Source organism: Variovorax sp. WDL1, assembly GCF_001541225.1.
Lineage (GTDB): Bacteria > Pseudomonadota > Gammaproteobacteria > Burkholderiales > Burkholderiaceae_C > Variovorax.
On the sequence record NZ_LMTS01000305.1, the window covers coordinates 1875 to 6477 of the forward strand.

General features: G+C 65.2%; 4 protein-coding genes. 1 reads left to right on the top strand and 3 read right to left on the bottom strand.

What is annotated here, in order from left to right; all coding sequences use genetic code 11:
• The 3 genes from APY03_RS45045 to APY03_RS35955 all read right to left on the bottom strand — a co-directional run.
• Positions 1-879, bottom strand: an 879-nt coding sequence (locus tag APY03_RS45045; RefSeq protein WP_232324544.1) for a DUF5666 domain-containing protein, incomplete at its 3' end; no start/stop codon positions are given.
• A 453-nt stretch (positions 880-1332) separates the two neighbouring features.
• On the bottom strand, positions 1333-2160 hold the full coding sequence (locus APY03_RS35950) for a DUF6502 family protein (RefSeq protein ID WP_068685003.1): 828 nt from the start codon (positions 2158-2160) through the stop codon (positions 1333-1335).
• A gap of 7 nt (positions 2161-2167) precedes the next feature.
• Positions 2168-2368: a hypothetical protein gene (locus tag APY03_RS35955; protein ID WP_102905338.1), complete on the bottom strand. Its 201-nt coding sequence runs from the start codon at positions 2366-2368 to the stop codon at positions 2168-2170.
• Positions 2369-2840: 472 nt separating this feature from the next.
• On the opposite strand from APY03_RS35955, the gene APY03_RS35960 reads away from it, so the two are divergent.
• Entirely contained in the window at positions 2841-3170 is a 330-nt protein-coding gene (locus APY03_RS35960; RefSeq protein ID WP_146039321.1) for a hypothetical protein, read from the top strand.
• Positions 3171-4603 lie beyond the last annotated feature (1433 nt).

The window sequence follows — 4603 nt, forward strand, 5'->3', positions numbered from 1 at the left end:
ACCAACAAGTAGGAAGCTCGATGGTCCACCGGTGCCTGGCACGTGGCGGATCTTGAGCTTCGAAGCCTGGAGCACCCCGTTGGACATGACACCGCCGACTTCCACCTTGACGCCGTTGCCGATTGCACTTGTGGGCCCTCCCGTGATTTTCGCGGCCGAAGCGTTCACCGGAACGTTGAGCACGCGCAGTGAGCCCAGGCCTGCGTAGTCGGTGACGATGCCTGCGAGCTGCACCGCCGTGGCGTTTGCCGTGGGCACCGGATACCACCACTGGACGAGGGTCGCGGACAGCCGTCCCGGTTGCACCGCATTTGCTCGCACGCGCACAAGGGTGCCATTGGCCAAGGGGCCGCCGTTGGGACTGCCAGAAAGAACCGCTGCACCGTACTCGACGACAGTCCCGCCGATCGTGAACGTCTGCCTTGCGGGGTCGAGGTTCTGAACCGTGCCCGTGAGGATCGGCGCGGACGCTCCATGCTGCTGCTCGATGCGCGTGGCCCGCAGAACGCCCGGTGCACCCGGCAAACCCCAGACCTGCAGCGTGCTGCCGGGCGCGACGGCAGCAAGCCCGCTCAAGTCAGCCCAGACGGTGGCCTCGTCGGTGGTGACGGTCGTGCCCAGGATGGCGAAGCTGCCTTGCGCCAGGTTGATGGAGGACAGGGCACCGCGCAGGTCGGCCGCGGATTCAACCCGCCGGGCGATGCCGCTGGTGAAGTCCGCGTTGACTGGCCCCGTCACCTTCGCGCTCATGCCCAGTTGCAGCGAGGGGGCGTCCTCGACACTGAAGACAGCGGCGTCCGTGTTGTAGCGCAGGCCGTTGACGATGATGCTGCCTGCGCCGTCGACGGCGCCAATGCCAGCCGCATCGGCAGTGCTCACGCCAGTGCCGCCGGAGCCCACGCCCGAGCCGTCATCGCCCGATGACGCGGTCGCCGTTCCGTCACCACCAACGCCAGATGCACCACCGTCGCTGGGTGAACCACCGCCGCTGGGTGAACCACCGCCGCTGCTGGAGCCACCACTGCCACCTGTCGCGCTACTCCCGCCGGATGCACCTCCCGGTCCGGAAGCACCTGATGCGGCGGATGCATTGCTGCTGGCTTGACCATCGCTTGCAACGCCCGCGCCAGCGCTCGCGTCACCTGAAGCCGGGCTGGCCACCGAGTTCGCGGTACTAGCAGGCGCGAAGCCGACGCCTCCACCGCCTCCGCCACCGCATGACAAAAGCAGACCCATCAACAGGGCCAGGCAGCCGTTGCGCAGGAAGGTGTTCGTCGTCATGCTCTTCTGCTGATCGGCGGTGTTGAACGCCAAAGGGGAAGGACGAACAGCTTACTCATCGCTTGAATCTTCGTAGTAGGTGTAGATGCCGACTCTGATGCGACCCGTGGCGCTTTTTTCGCCCGCTTCGAAGGCGCGCGTCATCTCTTCCGTCAGCTCGTTGTGCAGCGCACCCCAGCGCTCGCGCACCAGCTGATGAATGCGCTCGCAGTCCTCGACCGGGATTCCGGTGGCAAACACAGATCGCTCCAGCAGAGGTGATTCTGCTCCCAGGGTGTTGGCCACGCCGGCGAGCAGATGATCCCGAGCGTTGTCGCCTAGGAAGGCAAGCATGCTCTTCAGATCCTTGGCGGGTACGAACGCGGCCGCATTGATTTCGACGCTACCTGTGTGCTCGATCGCCATGTCCAACCGAAGCAGCTCATCAAGAATGCTGCGGTGGTGCACGTTCCCGCGCGTGGCACGCTTGGCCAAGGCCTCGAACGAGGCGGCTCCTTCCTGGGCAGAAATCAGCAAGATGCGAGCCTTCGGATCGTCGGCAATCATCTGAAGCCAGTGGGTCAAGGTCTTGGCAGCTGCCGACATCGCCGTGTGTGGCAAAGGCTCTACGGTGTCGCGCACCTTGGCCGTCACGGCCTTACGGTTCAAACCGGTGGTCACCGAAAGCTGGCTGATGTTCGGCTCCGTGCCCTTCGAGCGCCAGGCCCGCCGAGCTTCATCGATCAGAAGCTCGCGAAGCGCGAGCTCGAGATGGGAATGTTTCAGTCCGAACGCGAGCGCGAGTCGTACGACCGGCCGCATCACCCGTGCACAGGCTTGGAGTACCCAGCCGATCTGGCTTTCGGCCTCGTTGCCTGCCTGGCGGGTAGGCGCAGTCATGTCCGCCTCACGCCTGTCGCTTCTCGATCCAATGCGTCTCGTCCCCAAAGATCCTGTCTCCCCTGGCCGCGGCGTGACTGAGCTTGTCTCTGTTGTGGGGCGTGTCCGGCACCCACAAGCCGAGCCCAGGATCGCGTTCCTCAGGAGAAATCTTGTCAGACCAGCGCAGCCTGATCTCATACAGCACGCGCAACATCTTGTACGACACGATCCTCCTCGGGTTCAAAGTCGAAGGAAACGCCTCTTGCGCACCTGGGACACGAACATCAGCCGGCGTCTGACAAAAGGACGCCGATGACTATAAGACAAGGGTATTACTCGTGTGAGGCTTTCCCACGTAGCCCCTCTTGATCGGAGAAGAATGTCACACATAGTCAATCGCCAGAAGAGGTCGGCGGCACGGCGCAATTGCTGGTCCATGCTGGCGACACGGCGCGCAAGCTCATCGACAAGGGAAGCCTGCGCGAGAAAAGAACGGGAACGGGTCGATCTGGCTGCAGCCGCTCGAGCTAAGCGAGCGGTCCAGCTGCGCATCGTTGATGCGTTTCGAAGCCACTTTCAGGGCGCAGGGGCGGGGCCCACGAACGAAGATCTTCAGGCTTTCGCGAAGCTGGCTGTTGCGGAGCAGCGGCTCCGGCGCCGGCTTGCACCGATCAGGTCCTCTGGCGAGGAGGGCCGCCGTGAGCTCTAGCATCGTTGTGGGCGAGAAGAATCCGCCAGACGTGGTCTACGGAAACTTGATGGATATGGCACTGTTGCATACAGGCCTGGGCTCGACAGAGATCTGCGAAGCATGCAGCACCATCAACATCGCCTCTGCGCGATTTTGCAAGGGCTGCACGCACAAGCTCGCAACCTTCTACGACGACGAGCGTGCCTTCGAACCCACGTTCCTGACTGCGCGTCAGCAGCCGGGTTCACTCGTGCTGGCGCGGACGTTGGATCTGGTCGCATTCTGGCTGGTGCTCAACTTGCTCGCGGGCATCACCGCGCTGGTGCCAATCGCGTAACGACAGCAAAGAGCTGCAAGCCATGACCGAGGCGGCCCGCCAGCCTAGATCGGACGTGAGCGAGCCGGTGATGGGCTCGTCGACGCTGAGCCATGCCGCTGAAGTCGCCGCGAACGAGCCGCGGCAGGCGTTGAATTCAGCACCAGAGACACTACCAGCACAGCCCGACTGGACAGACTGGCAGGCGCCCGGCCCGGCGATTCAGCCGCAGCATCTGACTCGCGTCTGCAGCCAGTGCCAGACCCTCAATAGGGACACGGCCCGGTATTGCCGCCATTGCGCCGCAAAGCTTCTGCCGGAGAGCGACGAATCGGCGCAGACGCCAACGAATGGCACGCCTGCGCCGCAAGCCTCGGCGCGATCTATGGATTCCTGGCCTCCGGTGCGCGCCCCGCGGGGGAGCAAGATGCCTCGTCGGGTCTTGGGAATTCCTGTGCCCGCAGGTGTCGATGTGTCGATCGTCTGGCTGTTGATCATCCTGGCGCTGCTGCATGTCGCCTTCGTGCTCTGGTATCTCGGCCGCCCGGCCAGGCAGGGGGCTCCGCTCACCGGTCCTGAGTCGGTCGCCATGAAGCCGAGCGCGCCACCAGAAAGTTCGGCCCCATCAGTGCGACCTCGGTCAGATCCACCTGCCGCCACTCAAGCCGAACGCGAGCCGGCACGCACGGCCGATCAGGTCCCTGCCGAGCCGGTTCCGGCGCCCTCGACGCAAGCCCTGAGCGATCCTCCGCAGGCGCCGACGGATGAGCAAGCTAAGACGGAACCTGCGCAGCCGCAGCCGCAGCCGCAGCCGCAGACGCAAGAGGCCCAACTCGCCCCGCCGACCGAGGGTTCTGTTGCCGAAAACGAAGCTGCTCCACCGGAGGGAGGAGCGGCTGGAGTGGCAGAGCCCATGCGTGTCGCCCCGGCGCGCACGCCAACGAGGTCCGGATCCGTCGGCGTCGCCCGAACCGATAGGGCGAAACCTCCTGAGCGCGCCAGGAGCGTCGAGGCACCCAGGGCCGAGCCAAGGATGGCCGCTGCGCCCGAAAAGGCGGGCGACCTCACGGGCAACGGAGCTCCCAGGGGCCTGGCTCCGCCGGCCGTCGCTCAGCCATCGTTGATTCCCGGTGCGCCGCCGCCCCGGGTGAGCGAGCCGCGTTCCAGCTCGGTGCCGCGCACGCCATACCAAACTGCAGCGCCCAGGTCGCCGGTGGCTCCCACCCATTGCGATAGGTACAACCCGTACGGTGAGGCGCCGTGTGTGAGCCCTGTTCCGTCAGCCAGGATGACGCAGCCATTGCCTGTCATCACCGGCCAGCGCCCGATTGAAACTGGTGCGCCGTCCAAGGGCTCTGGGAGGGGCAGCCTTACTTGGCTCTTTGCAGGTGGCGATGGGTCGGGTGGCGGCAGTGGTGGACCTGGTGCGGGCGCTGGTGCGGGCGCCGGCGGCG